Consider the following 25,117-nt stretch of genomic DNA (forward strand, 5'->3'; position numbering starts at 1 on the left):
GGTTTTACGATCGCGTTTGCGTAACAACAAAAAGTTAGAGCGGTTCTGGGCTTCCATAAAGCGCTGAACCGCTCCAGTTGCCCGAGCGACCAGAACCTTCCGTCATATTTTATCCAAATATTAAGAACAACGAATATTAACTCGACATATTCTTAACTGGGCGTAAGTACTCAACCTATAGGGAGATGTCCCAATTGCGCCCGGACATTTTCCGTTTTCGATTTTTGCTCTTGCAGCTCAAGTTGCCCGAGAGAGTGGCAGGCGAGGATTGACTTGAAGGGTAGCGCGCCAATGATCTGAGCCGTGAAAAATCCTTGGCCAACGTCAGTTAGGCAATTGCTCCCGTTTCAAATGGTGGTCATCTCATGCATTCATCGCCGCGACCGTTCTTTCAAAAGAACCGCCTGATCGTACTTTGGACGGGGGCAATTGCTTTCGTCTTGCTCACCATTTTTTCGCGACCTCAGCTACCGGAAACGAGTTTCGCTAATGTCGTTCTTGAGCAGCTTGGCCTGCTTTTGATCCTGGCGGGCATTTTCGGACGGTTGTGGAGCATACTTTACGTTGGCGGTCGCAAGAACAAGCAATTGGTGACGACCGGCCCCTACTCAATGACCAGGAACCCGCTTTATTTTTCATCGATGCTGTCGATAGCAGGCGTGTGCATGTTGTTCGGGTCGGTCTTCATCATGCTGCTGTTTGCAGTCATTATGTTCTGCCTGTTCATTTACACGGCAAAACGAGAGGCGAGCTATCTTCAGCATATCTTCGGCGCCGAATATGACAACTACGCCAGAAACACACCGTTGTTTTGGCCCAAGTTCTCTCGGATGAAGAATGATCCTGAGGTGATCATATCGACCTACACGCTCGCCAGTACCTTTCGGGACGCTTTGCTTTTGGTTGCGCTCATCCCACTTTCGGAGCTGCTCGACTACCTGCACAGCAATGGCTACTTGGTTGCCAGGTTCATTGTGCCATAACGTCGGCGCCTCGATCGATAGGCCTGAATTTCATCAACCGGCTTCCAAAGTCCGGGCCGCGCAGGATTTGCGGATGATCAGGTGCGGCGAAAAGACAGTTTGCGCGCCTGTGGGCGGCTGCTTGTGAGCGATCTCAGTCAGCAAGGCGGAAATCGCGGTTTGCGCCATCTCCAGGACCGGAGCTGCGACAACGGTCGGCGGCGGGTTCATGATATTGGCGAAATCGAAGTCGTCGATACCGATGACGGAGACATCGCGCGGCACCGCAAGGCCCAATTCGTGCAGGGCGTTGAGGACCCCGAGCGTCATCATGTTGGAAAGGGCGAAGATCGCCGTCGGTGGATGGGGCTGCTGCATGCGCGCCATAGTACTGTCATGGGCGAGCGTCTGATCGAAGCGCCCGTCCAATAGCAGGTCTTGCTCGACCGACAGCCCATGCGCCGCCAAGGCCTGCCGATATCCTTGCAAGCGGTGCTCGCCGGTGACGATATTGTCGCGGCCGACGGTGACGGCGATGCGGGTATGACCAAGGCCGATAAGATGTTCGGTGGCGATGCGTCCGGCGGCGATATTGTCGAGTTTGATCACGTCATAGGGCAATCCTTCGATGAAGCTGTCGAGCAGGATCGTCGGGACATGGATCTGATCGATTACCCGCGCGCCATGCTCGGCATCCGAGCGCGTCGGAATGATGATCAACCCCTCGACCCGCTGCATGCGCATCATCGTCAGGATTTGCCGCTCGCGATCGTGATCCTCGCTGGTCGAATAGACCGCCACCATGTAGCCGGCGCTAAGGCAGGCGGATTCGACCACCTTGGCGACCTTGGCGAAGTGCGGATTGGTGATATCGGGCAGAATGAGCCCAATTAGCCGCGATCGTCCCATGCGCAGGCTGCGGGCACCACCATGCGGCACATAACCGATCTCACGCACCGCCGCCTCGACCTTCGCGATCACCTCATCGCTGACAGGTGCCGAGCGGTTGAGGGCGGCTGACGCCGTCGAGATCGCAACGCCTGCCATTTGCGCCACGTCCTTGATGGTGGCCATGCTTCCTCCGGCTTTGCTCTTCTTCCAGTTTTTTCTGTTCTTCGCTTTTCTTAGGGCCTCTTGCCAACGCGGCCCTGAGATGCTGTTATACGAAACGTTTCGACCAGGCAAATCTTGATGTCACGGTTTCGGTGGAGGACTGATCCGGGACGAATTCGGTTTTGGGACACGAAACGTTTCGATTGGGAGTTTGACGAGGTAAAAGCGCTCGGGAAGCGCATAGGGAGGATGGCATGCATACTCTTACACGGCGTTCGCTGTTGGTTTCGTCTGCGGCCGTAGTCGTGGGCGCAAGCTTTGGTCGCGCCTTGGCGCAATCGGACGTACAGGCGACCCTCAAGATGCAAGGTTTCGGCGGCGAAGCCGAATTGTCGGCTATGACGAATGCCATCGCGCGCTTCAACAAGAAATATCCAAACGTCATGGTCGAACTGTCCGTCGACCCGATTTCGACCGGCTGGGGCGACTATGTCACCAAGGTCTTCAGCCAGTTTAATTCCGGCCAGCAGGCCGATGTCTATGGCACGGCGATCGAGACGTTCCAGAGCTTCTCGTCCCGCGGCCTGTTCCTGCCGCTCAACGATTTCGTTGCGGCCAATCCCGGCTTTTCGGATTTCGCCCCGAGCCTCTTCAAGCAGTCGAGCTACAAGGGCGACATCAACTACATCCCGATCGGCTGGAACAACATCATGATCAACTACAATCGTGATCTGTTCGACAAGGCCGGCGTCGCCTATCCGAAGGACGGCAAATGGACGTGGGACGAATTCCGTGAGGTCGCCAAGAAGCTGACCGTCAAGGACGCCTCGGGCAATGTCACCCAGTTCGGCTATGAAGTCCCGAACCAGAACTTCTTCGTCCAGCCCTGGTTCTTCTCCAACGGCACCAGCGCGCTCAACGACGACTGGACCGCGTCCAACATGCTGGATCCGAAGGTTTCCGAAAGCCTGCAGTTCCTCTACGATCTCATCCATGTCGACGGTGTCTCACCCATTCCCGGCAAGGACATGATGGACAACCAGTTCATGGCGGGGCAGGTGGCGATGATCAGCCGCGGCCACTGGATCGTCCAGAGCGCCAAGAGCAACAAGCTCAACATGGATGTCGCCATCCCGCCGAGCAAAGTCAGCGACACGACGGTCATCGGCTTCGGAGGCTATGCGATTGCCAAGACGAGCAAGCAGCCCGACCTCGCCAAGGCACTGGTCCTCGAACTGACAAGCGAGGAGACGCAGAAGGAGGAGGGCGAGAAGGGTGGCGGCGTTCCCGGCCGCAAGGCGGCAGCGCAGACGCCCGGGTTCCTCAGTTTTCCGCCGAGCGCGGCGCTCTATTACCAGACGCTGCCCAACACCAAGGCGGTGCCGTCGCCCGCGAACTTCCAAGAGGTCGAGAAGATCTTCATCCGTTACTACACGGCGATGATGGCCGGCGAAGTGTCGATTGCGGACGGTGTGAAGCAAGCTGACGCCGAGCTCAAGGCCTCATTCGACCGGCTGAAGAAGCGGATGGGCGGCTGATCGGCTGGGGGGCTGCCGATCGAGCGCCTATCGTCCGCCTGGGATGGCTCGTGCCGCAGGGCACGCCTCGTCCCAGGCGCGGCGGTAGCGAATATTTCTTCACTCCTTACCCGTCGAGCCTTCCACGATGAACACCATCGCCGAAAAACGCCGCCCGTCGGAGCTCAGCCGCGCGCAGGCTCGCACCGGTTATCTTTTCGTGATGCCGGCAACCGTGCTCTACATGACCTTCGTCATCGCGCCGGTAGTCGTCACGAGCATACTCGCCTTTGCCTATTATGATCCGATGCTGGGTTCGCAATGGGTCGGCTTCGACAATTTCGTGCAGTTTTTCACCGACCGCCGGTCGCTGCAGATCCTCTGGAACACGCTGCGCTTTGCCCTGTTCGCCGTGACCTTCAACGTCTCCATTGGGCTGATCCTGGCCTTGGCGCTCAACCGGGTGATGCCGAGCTGGTTGCTCTATCTCTTCCGGCTTGCCTTCTTTCTTCCGGTCATCATCGCCGCCGCCTTCGTCTCGATCGTCTGGGGCTATTTCTACGGCGACGATCTGGGCGTCATCAACTACTACATCCGCCTGCTTGGCCTGCCGGGCGTGCGGTGGCTGACCGACGCCAATCAGGCGATGACCTCGATCATCATCATGGACGTCTGGAAAAATACCGGCTTCTTCATGATCGTCTTCATTGCCGCACTCCAGGGCGTGCCGAAGAATATCATCGAGGCGGCGGTCATGGATGGAACGTCCGCCTGGCGGCAGTTCTTTCGCATCACGCTGCCCTACATCTCGCCGGTCGTGTTCTTCTGCATCGTCTACGCCTCGATCGGGGCGCTGCAAGTGTTCGAATCGATCGTCATCCTGACCCAGGGCGGCCCGGGAGATTCCACACGATCGCTTTCAATCCTCATTGTCGAGGAGGGCTTCGGCAGTTTCCAGATCGGCTATGCCGCCTCGATTTCGGTGGTCATGACGATCATCATTCTCATCATCACGGCGATCCAGCAATTCCTCTCGCGTCGATGGGTGCAGCAATGAACAATGCGATGCAGACACGCGCCGCCAAACGCTGGATCGATTGGGCAATCATCGCCACGATGGCAGCGCTCGCGCTTGGCATGTTGCTACCGTTTATGTGGCTGTTTTCGATGTCGTTCCGGCCGGTGAGTGACGCCTACAAGCTGCCGCCGAGTTTTCTGCCGCCCAATCTGGATTTCAGCAACTATCGCGAAGTGCTGAAATCGCGCGTCCCCTTCCTGCATATCTATTTCAATTCGGTGATGATCGCTGTGATCGTGACCGTCGGCCAGATGATCACCTGCACGCTTGCCGCCTTTGCCTTCGCGCGGCTGCGGTTTCATGGCCGTGATGTGCTGTTCTTCATCCTGCTGATCGGGCTGATGTTCCCGGCGCAGGTCACCATCCTGCCGATCTATCTGGGCTACGCCCGGCTCGGCCTGCTCGATCAGCCGATCGGGCTGGCGCTGATGTATCTGACCTCGAGCTTCGGCATATTTCTCGTGCGGCAATTCATGCTGAGCCAGCCCAAGGCGCTCGAAGAGGCCGCGCTGATGGATGGCGCAGGCTATTTCAAGATCTTCTGGCGGATATCGCTGCCGCAGTTGCGGCCGGCCCTTTCGGCGCTTGGCATCATCACCTTCACGCAGACGTGGAACTATTATTTTCAGGCGAAAGTGCTTCTGAGCAGCGACCGGTCGCTGACCTTGCCGGTCGCCATGGACATGCTGCGCGGCTACCTGGCCTCGGGCAATCTTTCCGTCGTCATGGCGGCCATGAGCATGTCGATCCTGCCCGTCGTGCTCCTCTTTCTCATCGCTCAGAAGTTCGTGATCGAAGGCATCACGATGAGCGGCATCAAAAACTAACCATTGGGGACCTTGTACCGATATGTGGGATGACCTTGCCTCCATCGAACCGCGTTTTGCCTATAAGGGCGAGCGCACCCGCTATATCGCCTTTCCGCTCGGCGGCATCGGCTCCGGCGGATTTTCCATCTCCGGCAGCGGGCGGCTGATCGACTGGTCGATCCGAAACCGGCCGGCGCTTCAGGGCTATAACGGCTATTCGCATTTCGCGATCAAGGCTGAAAAGGGGAGTGAGCTGCTCGACGCCCGTGTGCTTAACGGACCCTACGACCTCAATCCCTCCGGCGCACCCGGCCTTCGCAAGATGTTTGACGGCTTCGGCCATGGTGCGAACCGGCAAACGCTGGTCGGCGTGCCGCATTTCCGCGAGGTCGCTTTCTATGGCCGCTTCCCGACTGCCGATCTCGTCTTCAAAGACGAGCGCTTCCCCGGCGGGGTGCGGATGACGGCGATGAGCCCGTTCATTCCGCACAATGACCGAGACTCTTCGATGCCGGTGGCCATGTTCGAATTCGAGATCGTCAACGATACGGCGGACGAGCTGACCTATACGCTTGCCGGCACGCTCGGAAACTACGGATCGAACAGCGGCACGCACACCTTCCGCCAGCAAAACGGCATGAGCAGCCTGCACCTGACCTCTTCGGATAAGGATCTGCCGCCAACCCAGCGTGGCGATCTCACCATCGCCACGGATGCCGGCGATGTCGATCACACCGATCATCACTATCGCGGCCAGTGGTTCGACGATCTTGCGGTCTACTGGAAGGAATTCGCGCGCCCCGGCCGCCTGCCGAAGCGGCATTACGACCAGCCGCGCACATCGAGACACATGAGCCTGCAGCCAGAGCATGGCACGCTCGGCGCGCGCGTGACCGTGCCGGCTGGTGGCCGCAAGAGCGTGCGTTTCGTCATCTCCTGGAATTTCACCGATGGCGATATCTATTGGGCCTATCGCAACAAGCCCGATGGCGTCATCCCGGACCGTCCGACGCCGAGCTGGAAGAATTACTACGCAACGCAATGGGCGGATTCGACGGCAAGCGCCACAGAAGCACTGCGACGCTGGGACGACCTTACGAGGGCAACGATCGCCTTCCGTGACGGCCTGTTCGATACGACGCTGCCAGGCGAAGTGAAGGATGCAGCAAGTTCGACCCTGGCGCTGTTGCGCACCGCGACCTGCATTCGATTGGAGAATGGCGAGCTCTGGGCCTGGGAAGGGCAGCACACCAATGACGGCTCCTGCGAAGGGTCCTGTACTCACGTCTGGAACTACCAACAGGCGCTATCGCATCTCTTTCCGGCGATCGAGCGAACATTGCGGGAAACCGAATTCACTTACAATCAGTTGCCGTCGGGCGGGCTGACCTTCCGTCAGAAGCTGCCGCTCGGCTCCGGTTTCGACGTGATCGGCCCCTGCGCGGACGGGCATTTCGGCGCGATCATCAAGACCTATCGCGACTGGAAGCTATCGGGTGATACCGACTGGCTTCGCCGCTACTGGCCGAACGTCAAACGCGCCATCGAATATGCCTGGTCGCCGGAAAATCCCGACCGCTGGGATCCGGACGAGACCGGGATATTGTCGGGCCGTCAGCATCAGACGCTCGACATGGAGCTGTTCGGACCGAATTCCTGGCTGGGCACGATGTATGTGGCCGCTCTCCTCGGCGTTGCCGAGATGGCCGCAGTACTTGGCGAGGCTGCACTCGCTGAAAAGACGACGCGAATGGGCAAGGCGGGGGCTGCCTATATCGACAGCGCGCTTTTCAACGGACGCTGGTTCATCCAGAAGATCGATCTTTCCGACAAGGGTGTGCTGATCCCCTTCGACGTCGGTCGTGCGGCCGGCGTGCTCGCCGACGGTTTCATGGAAACCTATTGGTCGGATGAGTTTTCCGAACTGAAATACCAGATGGGCGAGGGCTGCATTTCCGACCAGATCCTCGGCCAGTGGCATGCCGAAGTTGCCGGGATTGGCGGGTTTCTCGATGCGCAGAAGGTAAAGACGGCACTGAAATCGGTGCATGCGAACAATTTCCGCCCGACACTGGAGAACCATTTCAATCCCTGCCGCAACTACGCCTATGAGGACGAAGCCGGGTTGCTGATCGCCACCTATCCGGAAGGCATTCGCCAACCGATGGTAGCGGCACCCTATGCCGAGGAAGTCTGGACCGGCATCGAATATATGTCGGCCTCGCATCTCATCATGCATGGCCTGATCGAGGAGGGAATGGACATTGTCCGCGGCGCCCGCAATCGCCATGACGGTCGGCGGCGCAATCCATGGAATGATATCGAATGCGGCTCCTACTACGCCCGCTCCATGTCGGCCTGGCAGCTCGTCAACGCCTTTTCAGGACTGCAAGCTGATTTCGTCGCCTGCAAGCTTACTTTCGCTCCGAAAAGCGATGGCGACTATCGCCTCTTCTGGTCGGCCGGAAAGGGTTTCGGTACGTTGACGCGAAGGGGTGCCAAGATCAATCTTACCGTCCTTGGCGGCAGCCTGGAGGTCGCCGAAATTGCCGTCGACGATCGGATCATCCGGTTTACGGAACGCCAGTCGATCGAAGCAGGTATGTCGATCGAAATCGGAGCGCTGGCGTAATGGCGGAGATTGAACTCAAATCGGTCCGCAAGGCTTTTCAAAGTTTTGAGGTCATCCATGGCATCGATCTCAGTATCGTCGATGGCTCATTCACCGTCTTCGTCGGGCCTTCGGGATGTGGAAAATCGACGCTTCTGCGCATGATGGCCGGCCTTGAGGAGGTGACGTCGGGCGAAATCCGCATCGATGGCGCGCGCTGCGACCATCTCCTGCCTTCGGCACGCGGCATGGCCATGGTTTTCCAATCCTATGCTCTCTATCCGCATATGAGCGTCGAACAGAATTTGAAATTCGGCCTGGAAAATCAAAAGCTGCCCAAGCAGGAGGTCGCCGCACGCGTCGCGAAGGCGGCCTCAATCCTGCAGATCGAGCATCTGTTGGCGCGACGTCCCAGCCAGCTTTCGGGCGGCCAGAGCCAGCGTGTCGCGATCGGCCGTGCCATCGTCAAGGAGCCGAAGGCCTTCCTCTTCGATGAGCCCCTCAGCAATCTCGACGCTGAATTGCGCATCAAGATGCGCGGCGAACTCATCAGCCTGCACAAGCGTCTGGGATCGACCATGGTCTATGTCACCCACGACCAGGTCGAGGCCATGACCATGGCGGACCAGATCGTGGTGCTGAACGAAGGGCGCATCGAACAGGTAGGCTCTCCCATCGAGCTTTACGCACAGCCAGCCAATCTGTTCGTCGCCCGCTTTCTGGGCGCACCGCCGATGAACCTGCTCAAGGGCAAGGTTGTGCGCAGCGGCAATCAGATCACCATCATGCTGGACGATGGCACACCCGTCCCCTTGCGTGATCGGATGATCGACCTTTCGGACGGAGCGCCGATTACGCTGGGTATCCGGCCCGAACACGCCGAAATCGGTGAAAGTGCCTTCAAGGTGGGCGTCAACGGCACCGAGATCCTCGGCGCTGAGACAATCATCCATGCCGAGATGGGCACTGGTTATCCCTTCACGATCGCCCAGCGCGGCATCAGCCGCGCAAAAGCCGGCGATGTCATCCCCGTCGCCATCCGCGAGCCGTTCGTTCACCTTTTTGATGAAAGTGGATGGGTCGTTGGAGCAAGCAGCGATTGGCGAAGCGCTTATATGAACTGATCCGCCGGGCAACCTTCGTGGAGCGCCGGGCGAATAAAATGAAGGGAGCATGTCGAAATTACGCCGGCCCGAGCGTCTTTAGGTGATGGATGGCACAGCGAAACAGGACCGTCCATTCCGTATTTAAGATCGATCGCACAATATGGGGTTTAGCGGATATGAACGTTTCCTATCGTTGGGTCATCGTGGCCGCCGGCGCACTGATGACCTGTGTTGCACTTGGCGCGATGTTTTCACTGGCTATTTTTCAGGTACCGATCGCCACCGCCACCAATTGGTCGCATGCCGGCATCGCGAGCGCGATGACGCTTAATTTCCTGGTGATGGGTCTCGGTGGTTTCCTATGGGGCGCGGCAAGCGACCGTTTCGGTCCTCGCATCGTCGTATTGACGGGAGCGGTATTATTGGGACTTGCGCTTGTCCTGGCGAGCCGAGCGGGATCACTCCTCCAATTTCAACTGACCTACGGCATTCTCGTCGGCCTTGCCGCCAGCGCATTCTTCGCGCCGATGATCGCGGCCACCACCGCATGGTTCGAGGAAAACCGCAGTTTGGCCGTTTCGCTGGTCTCTGCCGGCATGGGCGTTGCGCCGATGACGATTTCGCCGTTCGCCCGGTGGCTCATTTCGGCCTATGACTGGCAGACAGCCATGATGCTCATCGGTATTATGGCCTGGATATTGCTGGTGCCGGCGGCACTGTTTGTGCGACGCCCGCCCGCGGCTGCATCCGGTCCAGCTGCTGATACTGCGGCGGAAGGCCCTAACGTGCCACTTGGACAGATATTCCGATCGCCGCAATTCCTCGTTCTCGGGGGGACCTTCTTTGCCTGCTGTGCGGCGCATTCAGGACCAATCTTCCACATGGTAAGTTATGCGACGATCTGTGGCGTGGCACCGATGGCGGCTGTCAGCATCTATAGCGTTGAGGGGCTGGCGGGGCTTGGCGGCCGGCTTTTATATGGCACACTCGCAGACAGGCTCGGCGTTAAGCCGGTCCTGGTCGCAGGCCTGTTCGTGCAGGCGCTCGCGCTCGCGACCTATCTCTTTGTCAGCCAGCTCAGTGAATTCTATGCGCTCGCCGTCATTTTCGGCAGCGCCTATGGCGGGGTCATGCCTCTCTATGCGGTGCTTGCGCGCGAGTATTTCGGACCGCGCGTCATCGGCACCGTTTTCGGCGCGGCAACGATGTTGTCGAGCATTGGAATGGCGTTCGGTCCGCTGGCCGGCGGCTGGATCTTCGATACGTTCGGGAACTATTCCTGGCTCTTCATCGGATCGTCCATGGTCGGGCTCGGTGCAGTCGCCATTGCGCTTGCCTTTCCACCATTGCAGCGCGTCAGGCTTCAACCGGCATAGACCGAGTTGGAAGCGTCGACGCCGGTGATCGGAATGGTGACGGCCCCATAGACATGAAGGAGGGCCCCGCGTAGAGCCGATCACCAAATGTCAGGTCCTAGCGTCTGCTGGAAAGGATGTCTCGTCCAATCCGGATTTCAGCCCGTCCAATCCGGGTTCAGCGACGCGGAAAGATAGATTTGCAGCCAATCCCCTGGCCACGAGGCGATGGCTCCTCGGGAGCCCTCTCACGTGGATATGGTCGAAACCGGGCCTGCTATCTTTCAGCCATGGTCGCGAGGATCAGCGACGTATCAGACCTGGCTTTCCCCTTTCATCGCCTTACACACAATTTTAGACGGTGGACGTAAGTTGCGGGCATTGCATTTTTCAATTTTTGGTCAACACTTCTCTTGTGCATCAGGTGCGTGACCCCGGGGGGAGGAAATCCGGGGAGCATTCACCGGCGCGAGGTTTACCGCGCCAAACCGGCTGGGGAGCCTGCGCGCGGTGTCAACATGGGAGGACATGGCACGGGTCTGGCCGGCCATGCCCTTGGTGCAATTGGGAGGAATAAAAATGGTAACCACGTCTGTGGGTGAGACTTCTGGTCGGGGGATGACCAGGGAAGAGAGGAAGGTGATCTTTGCATCTTCGCTCGGAACTGTTTTCGAATGGTATGATTTTTATCTTTACGGTTCCTTGGCCGTGTTCATCGGTGCGGCCTTTTTCAGCGACTATCCGGAGGCAACCCGCAATATTTTCGCGCTGCTCGCCTTTGCGGCCGGCTTTCTCGTCCGGCCCTTCGGTGCGCTGGTGTTCGGACGGATCGGCGATCTCGTCGGCCGCAAATATACGTTCCTGGTCACGATCACCATCATGGGCCTGTCGACCTTCCTGGTCGGTATCCTGCCCGGCTCGGCCAGTTGGGGCATCGTTGCCCCGGTGATCCTGATCGCATTGCGCCTGCTGCAGGGTCTTGCGCTCGGCGGCGAATATGGTGGCGCGGCGACCTACGTCGCAGAACATGCGCCCAACAACCGGCGCGGCTATTACACATCCTGGATACAGACGACGGCGACCCTCGGACTTTTCCTGTCGCTCATCGTCATCCTGGTGGTGCAGAATTGGCTTGGCAAGGACGCCTTTGCTGCCTGGGGCTGGCGTATCCCCTTCATCCTGTCCTTCGTCCTTCTTGGTATTTCTGTCTGGATTCGGCTGTCGCTCAGTGAATCGCCGGCGTTCCGAAAGATGAAGGAAGAGGGCAAGGGCTCCAAGGCGCCGCTGTCGGAAGCCTTCGGGCAGTGGAAGAATGCCAAAATCGCTCTGCTAGCGCTTCTCGGCCTTACGGCCGGTCAAGCGGTCGTCTGGTATGCCGGCCAGTTCTATTCGCTGTTTTTCCTGCAGAACGTGCTGAAGGTCGATGGCCAATCGGTCAATATCATGATCGCCATCGCGCTCCTGATCGGCAGCGGCTTCTTTGTGGTGTTCGGATGGCTGTCCGACAAGATCGGCCGCAAGCCGATCATCATGGCCGGCCTTGCCTTGGCGATCCTGACCTATTTCCCGCTGTTCAACGCCTTGACCCGCGCAGCAAACCCGGCTCTCGCCCAGGCAGAACAAACGATCCGCGCCACCGTCAGCGCAGCACCCGGCGATTGCACGTTCCAGTTCAATCCGGTCGGCACGGCGAAATTCAACAACTCCTGCGACATTGCGACCTCGTTCCTGTCGAAAAGCTCCGTCCCCTATGTGGTCGTCGATGGTCCTGCCGGACAGCCGGCGACGGTCAAGGTTGGCGATACGACCGTCACTTCATTCAATGCCGTCACCGCGGGCGCGGACGCTGCGGCAAAGAACGCGGCCTTCACGCATGACCTGAACCTCGCTCTGCAGAAGGCCGGTTTCCCGCTCGTACGTGATCCGGCCAAAGTTCCGGATGTCAAGCTGGATGGCTTCATCGCCGCAAACCCTGAACTCGGCCTGGACGCGGCGGCAATCCGCGCCGGCGAAAAAACGGTCACTCCGGTTGCCGATCTCATCAAGGCGAAGCTGCTCACTGCGGAACAAGCCGCCGGGGCAACGGAAATGCCCGTTTATACGATACCGAACGGCGGTGCGTTCAAAATGGTCGCCGATCCGAATGCGGTAAACTGGCCGCTCACCATCGCCATTCTCACCATTCTCGTCATCTATGTGACCATGGTCTATGGTCCGATTGCAGCGATATTGGTCGAGATGTTCCCAACCCGCATCCGCTACACCGGCATGTCCTTGCCCTACCATATCGGCAACGGCTGGTTCGGCGGTCTGCTTCCGGCAACGGTCTTTGCGATGAGTGCCGCCAAGGGCGATATTTATTACGGCCTTTGGTATCCGATCGCGGTTGCGGCAATGAGCCTGGTCATCGGCCTTATCTTTATCCGCGACACCAAGGGCGTCGACCTCAACGCCATCAAATAGCAACGCATGAAAAGCCCGGCGCGACCATTCCGCCGGGCTTTTTGCCGCTTGCGTTCAGTCATTTTCCGACGCCGCGCCGCCTTATGGTATTTACTCCTTACCAAATCTGGTATCAGAATTGACCATTATTTTTCGGGCAAATCGAGGCCATGATTTGATGAGAGAAGACTTCGTTCAATCGCTCAAGGACGAACTCGGCGGCGACGTATTTTTCGGTGCCGATATCCCGACACGTTTCCACAATGACTGGGCCGGGCTTGAGCCTGTCGTGCCGCTCGCCTTGGTACGCCCACGCACGACCGAGCAGGTCTCGGCAACGCTCCGGCTTTGTGATCGCTTCCGGGTACCGGTCGTGCCGCAAGGCGGGTTGACGGGACTGGCAGGCGGCGCCCGACCGATCGAAAACGGTGTCGCACTGTCGCTCGACCGCATGAATGGTATCGATGAGATCGACCCCGTCATGGCGACGATGACCGTGCAGGCCGGAACGCCGCTCAGCGTCATCCAGGCGGCTGCAGAGGAAGCAGGGCTTTTCTTCGGGCTTGACCTCGGCGCCCGCGATTCCTGTGTCATCGGCGGTAATCTCTCCACCAATGCGGGCGGCAATCGCGTCATTCGCTTCGGCATGGCGCGCGAGCATGTGCTCGGCCTCGAGGTGGTTTTACCCGACGGCACGATCGTACGATCGCTTAACAAGATGCTGAAGAACAATGCCGGTTATGACCTGAAGCAGCTTTTCATCGGCTCCGAGGGGACACTCGGCGTTATTACCCGCGCCGTTCTGCGCCTGCAGGCAAAACCCGCTGCGCTCGCAAGCGCCTTTTGTGGATGTCCCGATTTCCCATCCATGCTGGAACTGCTCAAAAGCGCGCGACTAGGCATGGGATCGGCGCTGATCTCCTTCGAGGTCATGTGGCCGAGCTTCTACGATTTCATGACGGGCAATCTGCCGGATCTGCGCCGTGCCTTTTCCGAGCCGCATGGCATCTACGTGCTGATCGAAGCGGGCGGTCGCGATGCCGACGAAAACCGGGCAATGCTCGAGCAGATCCTGTCCGACGCGCTCGAAGAAGGCTGGGTATCTGACGCTGTCCTGCCGTCCTCCGAGCGCGAGACGCGCGACCTCTGGGCAGTCCGCGAAAGTGTTTCGGAATACGGACGGCTGATGGGGCCGCTGACGGCCTTCGATGTCGGACTGCCCACCAGCGCCGCAGGCCAGGTGGTGAGCGAGATCGAAGAGGCCATGAAGAGCCGTTGGCTGGACGCGATCGCGCTCAGTTATGGCCATATCGGTGACAGCAACCTGCATCTCGTCTGCAACATTCCTTCGGCCGGCAAGACGCAGCCGCATAAGGAGATCACCGAGCTCGTTTTCGGCGCAATCGGGCAGGCGGGCGGCACAATCTCTGCCGAACACGGGATCGGCCTGCAAAAGAAACCCTATCTCACGCTATCCCGGACGCCGGAAGAACTGGCGCTGATGGAACGCATCAAACGCGCCATTGATCCGAACAACATCCTCAATACCGGGAAAGTGCTGTCGATTTGAGCCGGGCAATCTCCGTGCGTCAGAACATGCCGGCGAACAGGCATTTCAAGCCAGTGCGGGTGCTGCTCCCCAGCGAGGAGGTTGCGCGGCAGCTTTCCGATGCGATCAGGGCGGGCTATTTTCGTTTCGGCTCGAAGCTTCCTTCCGAGCGCAGTATTGCCGAGCAGATGCAAGTCAGCCGCCCGACCGTGCGGGAGGCGGTTAAGCTGCTTGTCGAGGCCAATATTCTGACAGTGAAGCCCGGTTCCGGCGGCGGCGCATTCGTTACGAGCGAAATCGTGCCCCTGGATGTCATCGTGACGGCGCCGGATCTGAGGCCAGGTGACATGGGCGAAGCGCTCGAAATGCGCCGGCTGATCCTGCCATGGGTCGCACAGATCGCATCACAATATGCCGAGGATGCTGATTTCGATCGGATGCGAGACGCGATCGAGTTCGGGCGACAATCGCTGCCGATGCCAGAGGCCGCGAAAAGCAGCCCCGAGGCGATCAGCTCGATCATCATCGCCACGATGCGGTTCGATCTGGCTCTGGCCCAGGCGACGCGAAACAGCCTTGCCATGCATCTCATGGAGCTTCTGTTACAATGGGTGGAACCAATGCGCCACAAGACCCTGCAGAGCCGCGCGGATCTCGTGCTGTCGCTGGAACTTGTCGAGACGATGATGCGGACCATCGAAGCCGGCGATCCCGCACCCATTGCCGAGATCACCGAGCGCCGCCTCAATATTCTGGAAAAAGCCCTGGAAGAGCAGACCGGTCGGCGCCTACGTCGCAGCCGGTATTCGCCAGCCTAGTGGATGGAATCTAACACTTGGTGCCCGCGCCTGACGCTGGAAGCCCGGGTGGCGAGCCTGCCGCAGACTTGAGCGGGCGCCAGACGATAGGAGAGACACGCCCGGGCGCGCCTCGGTGACACTGGGCAAAGCGAAGCTCGGCTTTTGAGTGACCGCGATGTTAGGACAGGTCGGCCGTGAACGAACAATTTGTGCCACCGGGCACGTTAGGACGATGCGCCCGCTGACCCGGGGCCCATGGCGTCCGCGACGACCTCCTCGAGCACGCCGAGATCAATATCCTTCACGGATTTGAACCTGATGCAATATCCGGTGATCTTCGCCTTCCCGAGCCGCGATCCATAGGTCTCGGACAGGTAGTGCTTGTCCTTGAGACCCATGACGTAGACCGATATTCCGGACGTATTGGCGCTGAGGCCGATCTTGTAGAACGCTCTCGTATCCCCGGTGGCATAGCTGAGCGTTTCCGACCCATAGCCAATATTCGGATTTGAAACGACCTTGCCGTCGTCGTTCCTGCCATCCAGGAACCATAGCTTGGCGTCGGGCGAAATCTCCAAGATGCGCCGATGCAGATCCCTCAACTCCTCGCTCTTCGCCGGAGACTGATTGCCGATGTATCTGTCGATCTGCTCGTGCACGCTCATGACAAGGTCTCCTTTTTCCATTTCGCCAGGCTGCACTCGGACCGCGAGCGTCTGCCTCTCATCAAGAAGACGACCGGACTTGCCAGAAACCGACACAGTCCGCTGACGATCGCCGCTCAGCAGCACGATCGCCGCGCGCCAGACGTGCTTTTGCGCCGCGTTGCTGTCCCTCACCACGGCCTCCAACCGGAGCCAATCGGATGCGGATATGTCGATGGAAACCCCTGTTCGCATGCGTCAGACCCGCATGCCACGCCCCGCACCGGAATCCCCAAACGGACTCAAGCCTCAGATTTTATCCACTAGGTCACGCCTCAAAAAAGTCTGGCAGATGCGGCCGTTGTCGCGGCCGTCTCGTCACATCTTGCAACAAGATTTCCCACAAAATTCATAGTCGAGAAACATTCAGACACCGTCAGCGGCAGGCAATCCACTAGATATCGGGATCCCATTCAGAGCCGGCGCGGGTGAGATCACCCATGGCCGATACCGATCGATATGACGTTTGCTGCGGAGCCTGATCGTCGATGCTTTTCCCGAATTTGTGGCGACAAGAACAGCTAAGACACGTCGTTGTGACGACCTTTCATGAAAAGGGTTATCGTGACTATGGGAAAAAATGCATTGAGACATTTCTCAAATATTGGCCCAAGGACATCTCGCTTTTGGTCTACGCAGAGGATGTGCATGTCGAGGAGAAAGATCGTCGCCTTCAAATCTTCGATCACAATGAAACCCTCCCGCGTTTGCTCAAATTTCGCAAAAAATTTGCGCAGAATCCGCCGGCCAACGGATTACGTCCGCTTGGAAATTCCTTCGAACGTGATTTCCGGTGGGATGCCATTCGTTTTTCCAACAAGGTCTTTGCCGTTGCCGATGCGATCCGGCGATACCGGACGCTGGCTGATCAACTGATATGGCTTGACGCCGATACGGTCACTCATAGGGACATTCCGCGAGGCCTGGTTGACAAAATTGCGCCTCGGGGAAACCAGCTAGCCTCCTACTTGAACCGAAGAATATATCCGGAATGCGGATGGGTGGGTTACAACCTCCGCCATCAGGAAATATTGACCTTCGTCGAGCGTTTCGAATGCACCTACACGTCCGGCTATTTTCTGACGCTGAAAGAAAGCCACGACAGCTTTGTCTTTTGGAAGATCGCCCAGCAGATGGAACAGGACGACGAGGCAGTTTTTAAGCGTCTGGGTTCAAATCGCACGAAGTCCCACGTTTTCATCAACAGCATCCTCGGAGGTTACATGGATCACCTCAAGGGAGACAGGAAAGCGGCGGGGAAAAGTCGAAAAAGCGATTTGAGTTGGCGAAGGCGCGAGGAATGGTGGAAATGATGGGGCGCTGTCAGGGCGCCATCTTGCAGGGCAAGAGACCCGGTCGGCTTGGCATTCGCCGTTCACCTTGAGATGACATCACATCTTGCGAAATAGTTTAGGTTTAAACTTGTTTTTTCAGTTGTGCCGCCCGATACTGAAGCTCTCAGGGCGGGCTCGGAGGGCCGAATCAGTCCGCCACCGTTTCGTCGCGACCACGGAGAATTCGACATGGCTTTTGCTTATCTTGCCTTTTTCGAAAGCACCGAGGAGGGCGATCTCGCAATCACCGAAACGGACCTCGCAGCCGTTGCGGCGATCATCAAGGCAACGCCGGGCCTCAGCTCCGCCAATATCTACACGCCCGAAACAACCAACGACATGTACAACAAGACGGAGCAATCGCCCGTCTTTGGCATGCAACTCTATTTCGATGAACTGACAGACCTTGAAAATGCCGTCGGCCGGGCGGGCCATCTGCAGCAGCTTGCAGCGCCGGACGTTCTGACCAGTATCAAAGGCGCAAAAGCGACCCAACAGGCCATGTATGTGCGGCCATTTCCGGTCGACGACAGCAGGCTGCGCACCTCGGAGAGCGCGTTGCCGTGCAGCTACGTGGTCCACTACACCGGTCCGGCGGAGGACCTGAACATCTGGCTGCATCACTATGTCAGCAATCATCCGCAGCTCATGCGGACTTTCCCGGAAATCCGCCAGATCGAGGTTCTGTCCCGAGTGGATTGGCATGGTTTTCTACCTTGGGAGCGCGTCAATCACATGCAGCGCAATCGGGTCATGTTTGATAGCCCGGCCGCGCTGCAGGTCGCATTGCAATCGCCCGCGCGCATCGCCATGCGGGAAGATTTCAAGACCTTCCCGCCTTTTGAAGGCGGCAACTCACACTATCCGATGGCGACGCGGATCATCGTCCCGCAAGCGCTCTAGCTTTTTGAATTTAGAGGATCTTATCCGCTTGCGGGTGGTTCCACCTGAAATCGGGATGCTCTAGGGCCTGATGTAACGGCGGTCGAGTTCGGCGATCGAGCCACAGCCAAGAAGCGCCAGGCTACGACGAATTTCCTCTTCGAGAATGGCGATGGCACGGGCAGCACCTGCCTCGCCGCCGGCAGCAAGGCCGTAAAGCGTCGCACGGCCGATCATGACGCCATCGGCACCCAGCGCCAAGGCCTTGACGATATCGGTTCCGCGGCGAAAACCACTGTCGACAAGAATCGTTAGCCGGCCTTTCAGCCGGCCGGCGATCTCCGGCAGGACCGACACGGGCGAGGGCACGCCATCGAGCTGCCGTCCGCCATGATTGCTGAGCACAATGCCGTCGACGCCCGCCTCCGCAGCCAGTTCCGCGTCCTGAAGCGTCGCCACACCCTTGATGATCAGCGTCCGCGGCCAGATCTTTCTCAGGTGACGGATGTGATCCCAATGAAGGCGAGGCTCGATCTGCTCACGCGACCACGTCGCCGTGCGCGCAAAGCTCTGCTGATCGGCCGGCAGAAAATCGAGCAGATTGCCAAAGGGCGGAATTCCATGCGCCATGACCGACAGCGCCCATCGTGGATGCGCAAGAATATCGAGCTTGTTGCGCAGAGTCGGTTCCATACCTTGGCGGTAATTGCGACGGTCCCATTCGCGATTGCCGAACGTGGCGGCGTCCACAGTCACGAGCAGCGCCTGGCATCCGGCTTTTTTGGCGCGTTCCACCAGTTCATCCACAAACACCTGGTCGCGGAAGACGTAAAGCTGCATCCAGTGATGCAGTCCTTCCACGTCGGCGATTTCCTCGACCCGCATGTTGGAAACGGTGCTCTGGGTGAAGGGGACACCGGCCTTTGCCGCGGCCTGCGCCAGCAGCCTGTCACCTTCGCGAACATAAAGCGCATTGAATCCCGTCGGCGCGATGAGAAAGGGAAGACGCATCCGGACGCCGAAAAGCATTGTCGAAAGATCGGGCGAGCCCACACCGGTGAGTGTCGCTGGGCTGAATTCGATGGTCGAGAAGACCTCACGGTTTCGACGAAGCGTCCATTCGTCCTCGGCGCCGCCTTCGAGGTATTCCAGCACGAAGGCGGGCAGCCGCCTCGTCGCCATGGCACGCAGATCCGCGATCGTCACGGCGCGGCCGACATTGGTGCCCCTGTAATATCTGCGTGCCGTTATTGCCACAATTCCGCACCTATTCGACTTGGTAGCCTGTCTCGGCCAGAACAGGCGACCATTCTGCCTGGACGTCGTCCGGCGGCACGGAGGCGAGCAGGCTTCGCGTATAGGGGTGCTGGGGGTTGGCAAACACTGTTTCCGTAGCTCCGCTCTCCACCACTTCGCCGCGATACATAACCAGCACGCGGTCGCAGAGATAACGCACGACGGAAAGATCGTGCGAGATGAACATCATCGAGAAACCATGTTCGTTGCGCAGCTTCAGCAACAGATCCAGGAGCTGCGCCTGAACCGAGACATCGAGGCCGGAAACGATCTCGTCGGCGACCAGAATTCGCGGCACCGTGCAAAGAGCGCGCGCGATGTTGACGCGCTGCTTCTGTCCTCCGGAAAGCTGCGAAGGAAAACGCATCGCGGCATCCGGCGGCAGGCCGATCTCGGCGAGCAATTCGGCCGCACGATCCATGCGTTCGCGCTTTCCGGCGTAGAGGCCACTTGCCTCGGTCGCCTGGGTGACAATGCTGCCAACCCGGCGGCGCGGATTGAGCGCCGATTGCGGATCCTGGAACACCATCTGGATATGGTCGCGTCGATAGGCCTTTTCCGATGCTCCGTTGGCGGTGATGTCCCGACCCGCCAGCGTGAGGCGGCCTTCGGTCGGCGTGTCCAGCCCGACGACCAGGCGCGCCAGAGAACTCTTGCCGCTGCCGCTTTCCCCGACGATACCGACAAACTCGCCTTCGCCAAGCGTGAAATCGACGCCGTTGACCGCCTTGAACTTGGGATGCTTGCTGAACGGGCTCCAGGACACTGTATAGGCCTTGGTCAGTTTCTCGCCCTCGAGGTAGCTCTTGGCTGTAGCGACGTCGCGACTCGGCGCCAGCGGCGGCGGAACGATCTCAGGCGTCTTCTCGGTGCGGATGCAGGCGGCGATGTGGCCGGGCGCTATTTCGGCAAGCGGCGGCTCGGCCTTAGAGCAGGCCGCAATCGCGTTGGGACAGCGGGAGGCGAAACGGCAGCCGGTGATATCCTTAAGCACGCGCAGGCCAGGCATACGTTCGGGCAGGATGAAAAGCCCGCGGCGCGGACCGCTGATCGTCGGATTGGCAAGCTGCAGGCAGCGCGTATAGGGGTGCGCCGGCGCCGAGAAGAGTTGCTTGGCGGGGCCGCGCTCGGCCGGACGCCCGGCATAGAGCACCATGATCTCGTCGCTGATCTGCGAAGCCAGGCGCAGATCATGGGTGATGAAGATGACCGCCGTGCCGTCGCGTTTCTGCATCTCGGCGATCAGCTTGACGATGCGGGCCTGGATGGTGACGTCGAGCGCCGTGGTCGGCTCGTCCGCGATCAGCAGGCGCGGCCGGCTGGCAAAAGCCATGGCGATCAGAATGCGCTGGCACATGCCGCCGGAAAGCTGGTGCGGGTATTTTTCGAGCAGCGCCGCACCATGTGGCAGATGCACAGCCTCGAATTCGGCAAGCGCCCGCTGGCGCCAGCCTTCACCGGGAGCGAGGCCGATGCGGCGCAGATGCTCCTTCATCTGCTGGCCGACGGTCAGCACCGGATTGAGACCGGACAGCGGTTCTTGCGGAATGAAGGCGATATCGCGGCCGAGCAGGTTGCGGCGGCGCTCCGGCGCCATCGCCACAAGGTCGTCTCCATCGAATTTGAGCGTGCCCCTGGTGACAGCAAAGCCGCTCGGCAGGAATTGCGAGATGGTGCGGCCGATCATCGACTTGCCGGCACCGGACTCACCGACCAGCCCGAGGATCTTGCCCGGTTCCAGGGTGAAATTCAGATCGGTCAGGACGGGGAAAGATTCCGGGCCACCGAGGGATTCAACGCTCAGGTTCTGTGCGGCTAATATAGTCACGTCAGGTCCTCTCCGTCTGCGTCAGGCGCGTGTCGAGGGAGCGGCGAAGGCCGTCGCCGAGAATGTTGAAGCCGAAGACTGCGAAGAAGATTGCGAAGACCGGGCAGAGGAGATTGAGCGGCGCCTCGTAGATGTTCTGCCGGGCGTCGGCGATCATCTGGCCCCAGGCAGGCGTATCCGAGCCGACGCTCATGCCGACGAAGGACAGGATGGCTTCGACGATGACGGCCACGCCCATTTCGAGACTCATCAGCGTGATCAGCAGCGGCAGCGTGCCGGGCAGGATTTCGCGGGTGATCGTGCGCCAATGGGAAAAACCGACGAGCTGGGCAGCAGCGACATAATCCCGCCGCCGCAGCACCAGCACCTCGCTTCGCAACACCCGACAGAAGCGCGTCCAATCGACGAGCACGATGGCAAGGACCACGTTGCGGATACCCGTGCCGAGACCAACCATGAGGATCAGCGACAGGATGACCGGCGGAAAGGACAGCCAGATTTCGACGATGCGCCCGATCAGCCAATCGACCCACCCGCCGAAGTAGCCGGCGATATGGGCGAGGATCGCGCCGATGATCATTGCGCCGATCGAGGCGGTGAAGGCGACGGTGAGCGCAACGCGCGTGCCGAAGATCAGGCGCGAGAGGATGCAGCGGCCAAGGCTGTCGGTGCCGAGCGGGAACATTGCATCGCCGCCGTCCGTCCAGGCCGGTGGCGTCAGGATCGACAACAGGTTCTGCTCGTTCGGGTCGTTGGGCGCGATCCAGGGCGCGAAGATGGCGCAGATCGCCAGGATGGCGATGATGACAAGGCCGATCTGAACGCGGCCGGATCTCAACCAGAGGGGAAGATGTCTCATGGTCAGCGCGCCGTCAGTTTTGGGTTGAGGATGAGATAAAGGCTGTCGACCGCGGTATTGATGACGAGGACAGCGACGCAATAGGTGAGCCCCGCGCCTTGAATGATCGGCAGATCCGCGTTGCGGATCGCATCGACCATCAAATTGCCCATGCCCGGATAGGAATAGATGACTTCCACCAGCAGCGTGCCGCCGAACAGAAAGCCGAATTGCACGCCCATCAGGCTAAGTGTCGGCAGGATGGCGTTCTTGAGGGCATGACGGACGAGGATGCGTTTCTCGGACAGGCCGCGCAGCCGCGCCTGCTGGATGTAGTCGTCCTGATAGGCGTCGAGCAGGCTTGATCGCAGCACGCGCATCAGCGATGGCGACAGCGCGATACCGAGCGCAAGGCTCGGCAGGATCATATGCTTGATGGCGTCCCAGAAAACTGCAGGATTGCCGGTGATGATACTATCGAGCAGAAGAAAACCCGTCACCATCGGGCGCTCGAATCCAGGGCTGAGCCGTCCGGTGAAGGGCAGAAGATTGAAGAAGACGCCGAAGATCAGCAGCAGGAACAGGCTCCAGAGGAATTCCGGCAGCGACAGAAGCAGGATGGACAGAAAATCCGTCACCGCCTCCGCGCGTGTTCCACGCACGTAGAAAAGGAAGAGCCCACCGGCAATGCCGAAGACGGTGGCGACGATCATGGCGAGAACCGCCAGCTCGATGGTGGCGGGCAGCGTCGAACCAATCAGCGACGTCACATCCTGGCGGAAGTGGATCGAGCGTCCGATATCGCCATGCAGCAGTTTTCCGAGCCAGATGCCATATTGCTCGAGAAGCGGTCGATTAAGCCCCATCTCCTTGCGCATTGCCTCGACCTCGTCGACCGTGGCATTGGGCGGCATGGACATCGCCGCCGGATCGACGGGCAGAACACGCAGGATACAGAAGAGAAGCGCGGAAACGATCAGCAGGATTGGTATTGCAGTGAGGGCGCGCTTTACCAGCAGTTTGGCGATAGTCACAAACATGCGCATGCCTTGTCTTACGAAGCCAGGAAGGGGTCCGGAATACGGGTCCTGACCCCATGTCTCTCAAGCTATGCTGCGCAAACTTACGACCACGACATGGTATCGCCCAGGACCCAGGCATTGCCATATTTGACGTAGGTGAGGTTCTTCTTGCGCACCAGCGTCTGAACGCTCTGCAGAAGCGGGATGGTGGCGCCGGTTTCGACGGCTTCCTTGGCGAGATCCCTGTAGCCGGCGACACGTTTTTCATAGACCGGCTCGGCGAAGAGGGCGAGAACCTTCTCGCCGATTTCCATACCCTTCCAGGCGCCAAAAGGCATTTTCGGGTTGAGCAGATAGCCGGAGAAGATCTCGGGATCGCCGGTGGCATTGTCGAAGCTGTAGAGGGTCGCTTCCGGCAGCTTGCCACCACGATTGAGTTCGAAATATTTCGAATACTCGATCTGCTGGATTTCACACTTAATGCCGACCTTGCCCCACATCTGTACCAGAGCGCGCGCGATATCATAATCGCTTGGGAACTGGCCGTTGGTGGCGGCAAGTGTAATGGTTGCCGGCTTGTCGGTGCTGAAACCGGATTTGGCGAGCAGCTCCTTGGAAAGTGCCGGATCGTATTTGAAGCTGTAGCCGTCGACGAAACCAGGCGTCCCGGGCGTTGCGGGAACCGAAAGCGGCACGGCAGCGCCGGCGTAGAACGCCTTGGACAGCGCCGCCTTGTCGATCGCATGATGGGCAGCGAGCCGGACATTCTCATCGGCAAAGCCCATGTCGTTGCGCATCTGCAGCAGGATGATGCGGGTGAACGGATTGATCTCGGCTGTCAAACCATCCACCTTGCCGAGGCGTTCAGCTTCCCGGACGGGAATGTTGACGGTGAGATCGATCTGACCGGATTGGATGGCGGCAGTGCGTGCCGACGGATCCTTGATGATTTCGATCGTGACGTTCTTGATCTTCGGTTTCTGCCCGAAATAATTGTCGTTGCGCTCCAGCACGATGCGGGAGTTCATCTGGTAGTCGACAAGCTTGTAGGGGCCGGTGCCGACAGGCTTCTTCAGGAACGCATCCTGGCCGACGGATTCCATGTATTTCTTCGGAACGAGGAAGCTGCCGAGGAATGCCAGCCACTGCGGCGCAGTTGGGGTCGGGGCCTTGAATTTCATCACGCCGCTGGTGGGGGAGGTGACCTCGATTGCCGTGAGGTTGCGCCAGGAATTGGCAATATCGAGTTTCAGACCGGATTTGACGCGATCGATGAAGGTGTAGCTGAAATCCTCCAACGTCATCGGGTCGCCGTTGTGGAACTTGACGTCGTTGCGGATTTCGAACGGCATTGAAAGACCGTCTGCTGCAAGTTCCCATTTTGTGATGAGATTGGGTATCAGCTTCAGATCAGGTGCCTGATCGAGCGGCTGATCGAATACCAGCTTATAGATCGGCTGCGCATCGGGAACAAAGCGCTGGTTTGGGTCCCAGGACGGCACGTCGCTCGGCCATCCGATCGAAACGCTGTCGGTATCCGCGGCATAGGCGAAGGTTGCCCGCGACAGCACTGTGCCGCTGACTGCAGCAAGGCCGAGCATCTGCAGGAGATTTCTGCGGTCTATTTCAAAAGTCATTACGATCCCTCTGGTTTGCACATCGGCGTGAGACCGATGAACCTGCGGCGGTTGTTGAACGCAAGCCTGCAATCTTGCCGAGGGCTTTTATTGTTTTGCTTTTGTAGCCTCTTTTTCGCGGGCTTCCCCTTAGCAATTAGCGGGATCGTAGAACGTGCTAAAAACTACTTCAAGCCTAAAATTTCTGGATCGTATGATTTTGATCGATCGAAGGCCCAACTGAGGGAAATCCCCAGAAAATCGGCGTTTCAACCGATTGCTCGGGCCGGACATAGCTCGCCCTTGCCGGACATT

19 protein-coding genes are annotated in these 25,117 nt (G+C 59.0%); 12 read left to right on the top strand and 7 right to left on the bottom strand.

All coding sequences use genetic code 11. The features are described 5' to 3' along the window. Window positions 1–365 precede the first annotated feature (365 nt). A complete protein-coding gene (locus tag FHT86_RS13350) occupies window positions 366–983 on the top strand; it encodes an isoprenylcysteine carboxylmethyltransferase family protein (RefSeq protein ID WP_133707292.1) in 618 nt (205 codons plus the stop codon). A gap of 33 nt (window positions 984–1,016) precedes the next feature. On the opposite strand, the gene FHT86_RS13355 is transcribed toward FHT86_RS13350, so the two are convergent. Continuing rightward, window positions 1,017–2,036 (bottom strand): LacI family DNA-binding transcriptional regulator, encoded by a 1,020-nt coding sequence (locus FHT86_RS13355; RefSeq protein WP_133707293.1) that lies wholly within the window; start codon window positions 2,034–2,036, stop codon window positions 1,017–1,019. Window positions 2,037–2,269: 233 nt separating this feature from the next. On the opposite strand from FHT86_RS13355, the gene FHT86_RS13360 reads away from it, so the two are divergent. From FHT86_RS13360 to FHT86_RS13400, 9 genes are all read left to right on the top strand, one after another. Continuing rightward, window positions 2,270–3,553 carry an ABC transporter substrate-binding protein gene (locus FHT86_RS13360; RefSeq protein ID WP_133707294.1) on the top strand — a complete coding sequence of 428 codons (1,284 nt, stop codon included), beginning with the start codon at window positions 2,270–2,272 and terminating at the stop codon, window positions 3,551–3,553. Window positions 3,554–3,680: 127 nt separating this feature from the next. After that, on the top strand, window positions 3,681–4,589 hold the full coding sequence (locus FHT86_RS13365; protein ID WP_133707295.1) for a carbohydrate ABC transporter permease: 909 nt from the start codon (window positions 3,681–3,683) through the stop codon (window positions 4,587–4,589). Next, window positions 4,586–5,437 (top strand): carbohydrate ABC transporter permease, encoded by an 852-nt coding sequence (locus FHT86_RS13370; protein WP_133707296.1) that lies wholly within the window; start codon window positions 4,586–4,588, stop codon window positions 5,435–5,437. Before FHT86_RS13365 ends, FHT86_RS13370 begins: the two co-directional genes overlap by 4 nt. Window positions 5,438–5,459: 22 nt before the next feature. Then, on the top strand, window positions 5,460–8,051 hold the full coding sequence (locus FHT86_RS13375; protein ID WP_133707297.1) for a GH116 family glycosyl-hydrolase: 2,592 nt from the start codon (window positions 5,460–5,462) through the stop codon (window positions 8,049–8,051). Then, window positions 8,051–9,154, top strand: a complete 1,104-nt coding sequence (locus tag FHT86_RS13380) for an ABC transporter ATP-binding protein (RefSeq protein ID WP_133707298.1) — start codon at window positions 8,051–8,053, stop codon at window positions 9,152–9,154. The genes FHT86_RS13375 and FHT86_RS13380 overlap by 1 nt, the downstream gene beginning before the upstream one ends. Before the next feature lie 158 nt (window positions 9,155–9,312). Next, window positions 9,313–10,512 (top strand): MFS transporter, encoded by a 1,200-nt coding sequence (locus tag FHT86_RS13385; protein ID WP_133707299.1) that lies wholly within the window; start codon window positions 9,313–9,315, stop codon window positions 10,510–10,512. A gap of 558 nt (window positions 10,513–11,070) precedes the next feature. Continuing rightward, on the top strand, window positions 11,071–12,954 hold the full coding sequence (locus FHT86_RS13390) for an MFS transporter (protein ID WP_133707300.1): 1,884 nt from the start codon (window positions 11,071–11,073) through the stop codon (window positions 12,952–12,954). Between the two features lie 157 nt (window positions 12,955–13,111). Further along, window positions 13,112–14,503 carry an FAD-binding oxidoreductase gene (locus tag FHT86_RS13395; protein ID WP_133707301.1) on the top strand — a complete coding sequence of 464 codons (1,392 nt, stop codon included), beginning with the start codon at window positions 13,112–13,114 and terminating at the stop codon, window positions 14,501–14,503. A 14-nt stretch (window positions 14,504–14,517) separates the two neighbouring features. Continuing rightward, on the top strand, window positions 14,518–15,300 hold the full coding sequence (locus FHT86_RS13400) for a FadR/GntR family transcriptional regulator (RefSeq protein ID WP_133707302.1): 783 nt from the start codon (window positions 14,518–14,520) through the stop codon (window positions 15,298–15,300). Between the two features lie 206 nt (window positions 15,301–15,506). Here FHT86_RS13400 and FHT86_RS13405 read toward each other — a convergent pair whose 3' ends face one another. Further along, complete coding sequence (locus tag FHT86_RS13405; protein ID WP_208116650.1) at window positions 15,507–16,121, bottom strand: DUF1801 domain-containing protein; 615 nt, start codon at window positions 16,119–16,121, stop codon at window positions 15,507–15,509. A 353-nt stretch (window positions 16,122–16,474) separates the two neighbouring features. Between FHT86_RS13405 and FHT86_RS13410 the strand changes: the two genes are divergently transcribed. After that, the gene (locus FHT86_RS13410) at window positions 16,475–17,299 is read left to right on the top strand and encodes a hypothetical protein (protein WP_133707303.1); all 825 of its coding nucleotides are present in this window, start codon (window positions 16,475–16,477) and stop codon (window positions 17,297–17,299) included. 210 nt (window positions 17,300–17,509) lie between these two features. Continuing rightward, complete coding sequence (locus tag FHT86_RS13415) at window positions 17,510–18,223, top strand: hypothetical protein (protein WP_133707304.1); 714 nt, start codon at window positions 17,510–17,512, stop codon at window positions 18,221–18,223. A gap of 60 nt (window positions 18,224–18,283) precedes the next feature. Here the strand turns inward: FHT86_RS13415 and FHT86_RS13420 are convergent, their stop codons facing one another. From FHT86_RS13420 to FHT86_RS13440, 5 genes are all read right to left on the bottom strand, one after another. Continuing rightward, entirely contained in the window at window positions 18,284–19,459 is a 1,176-nt protein-coding gene (locus tag FHT86_RS13420) for an alpha-hydroxy acid oxidase (RefSeq protein WP_312862321.1), read from the bottom strand. Between the two features lie 10 nt (window positions 19,460–19,469). Then, complete coding sequence (locus tag FHT86_RS13425; RefSeq protein WP_133707305.1) at window positions 19,470–21,326, bottom strand: dipeptide ABC transporter ATP-binding protein; 1,857 nt, start codon at window positions 21,324–21,326, stop codon at window positions 19,470–19,472. A gap of 1 nt (window position 21,327) precedes the next feature. Further along, window positions 21,328–22,185 (bottom strand): ABC transporter permease, encoded by an 858-nt coding sequence (locus tag FHT86_RS13430; RefSeq protein WP_133707306.1) that lies wholly within the window; start codon window positions 22,183–22,185, stop codon window positions 21,328–21,330. A 2-nt stretch (window positions 22,186–22,187) separates the two neighbouring features. Then, entirely contained in the window at window positions 22,188–23,204 is a 1,017-nt protein-coding gene (locus FHT86_RS13435; protein WP_133707307.1) for an ABC transporter permease, read from the bottom strand. An 83-nt stretch (window positions 23,205–23,287) separates the two neighbouring features. Next, on the bottom strand, window positions 23,288–24,823 hold the full coding sequence (locus FHT86_RS13440; protein ID WP_133707308.1) for an ABC transporter substrate-binding protein: 1,536 nt from the start codon (window positions 24,821–24,823) through the stop codon (window positions 23,288–23,290). Window positions 24,824–25,117: the final 294 nt, after the last annotated feature.

This window comes from Rhizobium sp. BK313, from assembly GCF_014193655.1.
In the GTDB taxonomy this organism is placed as follows: Bacteria; Pseudomonadota; Alphaproteobacteria; order Rhizobiales; family Rhizobiaceae; genus Rhizobium.

Coding starts and splice junctions, on each gene's coding strand:
- FHT86_RS13350 (WP_133707292.1), top strand. CDS start 366: ATGCATTCATCGCCGCGACCGTTCTTTCAAAAGAACCGCCTGATCGTA.
- FHT86_RS13355 (WP_133707293.1), bottom strand. CDS start 2,036: ATGGCCACCATCAAGGACGTGGCGCAAATGGCAGGCGTTGCGATCTCG.
- FHT86_RS13360 (WP_133707294.1), top strand. CDS start 2,270: ATGCATACTCTTACACGGCGTTCGCTGTTGGTTTCGTCTGCGGCCGTA.
- FHT86_RS13365 (WP_133707295.1), top strand. CDS start 3,681: ATGAACACCATCGCCGAAAAACGCCGCCCGTCGGAGCTCAGCCGCGCG.
- FHT86_RS13370 (WP_133707296.1), top strand. CDS start 4,586: ATGAACAATGCGATGCAGACACGCGCCGCCAAACGCTGGATCGATTGG.
- FHT86_RS13375 (WP_133707297.1), top strand. CDS start 5,460: ATGTGGGATGACCTTGCCTCCATCGAACCGCGTTTTGCCTATAAGGGC.
- FHT86_RS13380 (WP_133707298.1), top strand. CDS start 8,051: ATGGCGGAGATTGAACTCAAATCGGTCCGCAAGGCTTTTCAAAGTTTT.
- FHT86_RS13385 (WP_133707299.1), top strand. CDS start 9,313: ATGAACGTTTCCTATCGTTGGGTCATCGTGGCCGCCGGCGCACTGATG.
- FHT86_RS13390 (WP_133707300.1), top strand. CDS start 11,071: ATGGTAACCACGTCTGTGGGTGAGACTTCTGGTCGGGGGATGACCAGG.
- FHT86_RS13395 (WP_133707301.1), top strand. CDS start 13,112: ATGAGAGAAGACTTCGTTCAATCGCTCAAGGACGAACTCGGCGGCGAC.
- FHT86_RS13410 (WP_133707303.1), top strand. CDS start 16,475: ATGCTTTTCCCGAATTTGTGGCGACAAGAACAGCTAAGACACGTCGTT.
- FHT86_RS13415 (WP_133707304.1), top strand. CDS start 17,510: ATGGCTTTTGCTTATCTTGCCTTTTTCGAAAGCACCGAGGAGGGCGAT.
- FHT86_RS13430 (WP_133707306.1), bottom strand. CDS start 22,185: ATGAGACATCTTCCCCTCTGGTTGAGATCCGGCCGCGTTCAGATCGGC.
- FHT86_RS13435 (WP_133707307.1), bottom strand. CDS start 23,204: ATGTTTGTGACTATCGCCAAACTGCTGGTAAAGCGCGCCCTCACTGCA.
- FHT86_RS13440 (WP_133707308.1), bottom strand. CDS start 24,823: ATGACTTTTGAAATAGACCGCAGAAATCTCCTGCAGATGCTCGGCCTT.